This is a genomic window from Kitasatospora sp. NPDC093558, assembly GCF_040683475.1.
GTDB lineage: Bacteria > Actinomycetota > Actinomycetes > Streptomycetales > Streptomycetaceae > Kitasatospora.
Map to the genome: position 1 here is coordinate 1 of NZ_JBFBDY010000929.1, position 2059 is coordinate 2059.

A 2059-nucleotide genomic window follows, 5' to 3' on the forward strand; every position below is an offset into this window, starting at 1 on the left:
CGCTTCCGCGCCGGTGGAAAGTCCGACGCCGCCCAGCAGCGCGGTGACCACGGTCAGAATGAGCGGGATCCGGGCAACCGGAATTCTCCCTCTCACTTTGCTCATTGCTGTCCCCCCTGATTCAGGTGAATTTTACCGGCTCCTCACCCGGGCACCCCCCGGTGAAACTGGTGAAGACATGGCAAGGCACGGCGATGAAGCCCCGGCATTTCGCCGATTCTCGTGCCGACCCGAAGGAGTGTCAACAGGCTGCGATGGTCTGGACCATCCATTTCCACGACGCCGAACCAGGACTCCCGGTTGACATCGAAATCAGCCAATCATCCACCCTTCGCCCGCCACGATGAAATGATCACCGGCGGGCCGACTGCCAAGGCAGGCACGGCCAACGGCCGCTCTCCGGAATTTCATGTTCCAGTTCAAGGCGTTTGACGAACGGGCGTTAAAGGATGCTTGTCATCTGATAGCCTCCGAGCGCACGCCTCGGACCGACAGGCGGGCTGAAATCCGGGGGGATCTCATGTACGGAAAACCCGTTCTGGGGATAGTCCTGCCCTTGGCCGGACTGATGGCGGCCCCAGAAGTTCTGCCGGGCATACCCTTCGCCAGGGGACTGCAGGAAGCGGCCGGTGCCGGATTCCTGCTCTACTGTTCGATCGCCACCATTCTCCTTCTGACCAAATTCTGGTTCGCTCTCCGAAACTCCGGTGATCGCCGGTGATCACCGAGGTCCTGCTCTGGTCGAGCGTCGCCATCATCGCGATGGCGGGCTGCTACAACGCCACCCTCTTCGTCCTGTCCAGGCGCCGGGTCCGCACCGACCACGGTCCGCACGCCGAGCGCCTGTACGTCTTCCTCCTCGCCTGCCTCAACGAGGAGAAGGTCCTCGCCGAGAGCCTGGCGCGGATCACCTCGCTGCCGGCCGGGAACTTCATGGCCCTGGTCATCGACGACGCGTCCGACGACCGCACCGCCGAGATCGCGCGCGCCGCCGACCCCGAGCGGGTCAAGCTGCTCCAGCGGCACCTGCCGGACGCCCGCAAGGGCAAGGGCGCCGCCCTCAACGCCGGCATCCGCCACCTGCGGGAGTCCGGCATCCTGGACGGCCGCGACCCGAGCGAGGTCATCGTCTGCGTCGTGGACGCCGACGGACGCCTGGACCCGCACGTCGTCCAGGCCGTCGACCCCTACTTCGACGACCCGCGCACCGGGGCCACCCAGATCGGCGTGCGCATGTACAACCGTCAGCAGGGCCTGCTCGCCCGCCTCCAGGACATGGAGTTCGTCATCTACGGCGACATCTTCCAGTCCGCCCGCCGCTACTTCGGCAGCGTCGGCATGGGCGGCAACGGGCAGTTCATGCGGCTCTCCGCACTGGACACCCTCGGCGGCGAGGACGGCAAGGGGCCGTGGAGCGACTCCCTGACCGAGGACCTCGACCTCGGGGTGCGCCTCATCGCCCGCGGCTGGACCAATCACCACTGCACCACCGCCGCCGTCTCCCAGCAGGCCGTCCTCGACGTGCGGCGGCTGGTGCGCCAGCGCTCCCGCTGGTTCCAGGGCCACCTGCAGTCGGCCCGGCTGGTCCCGCTGATCCTTCGCGACGTGCCCACGAAGCCCGCGATCGACCTGCTGTACCACCTCTCCAGCCCCGTGCTGATCCTGCTCACCTCGCTGCTGCCGCTGTCCTTCGCCATCGCCACGGGCGGCGTCGTGCTCGGCTCCGTCGAGGCCGGGCACCCGCTGGTGTCGCCCATGTGGATCATCGGCCCGTACGTCCTGTCCTTCACCGCGGCGTACGCCTACGGCTGGGTCTACTTCCGGCGCGAGCGCGGGCTGGGTCTCGTGCGCGCCGTCCTGCTCTCCCACGTCTTCGTCATCTACGGCTACATCTGGTTCGCCGCCGGATGGTGGGGGCTGTGGCGCATGCTCACCGGCAAGCAGACCTGGCTCAAGACCGCGCGCACCTGACGCGCGCCCACCCTTCCCCGCACGTGTGTGCCGAGCAGTGCACACACGTGCGGTCACTCATCCCGTGTACGTGTGGCACCGCCCTCCC

Annotated in this window: 2 protein-coding genes; both read left to right on the forward strand. The window is 67.4% G+C overall.

Annotation, left to right across the window (positions count from 1 at the left end; all coding sequences use genetic code 11):
• The first annotated feature begins 409 nt into the window (after window positions 1-409).
• Window positions 410-721 (forward strand): hypothetical protein, encoded by a 312-nt coding sequence (locus AB0O00_RS37055; protein WP_363659096.1) that lies wholly within the window; start codon window positions 410-412, stop codon window positions 719-721.
• The gene (locus AB0O00_RS37060) at window positions 718-1971 is read left to right on the forward strand and encodes a glycosyltransferase (RefSeq protein WP_363659097.1); all 1254 of its coding nucleotides are present in this window, start codon (window positions 718-720) and stop codon (window positions 1969-1971) included. Before AB0O00_RS37055 ends, AB0O00_RS37060 begins: the two co-directional genes overlap by 4 nt.
• The last annotated feature ends 88 nt before the right edge of the window (window positions 1972-2059 follow it).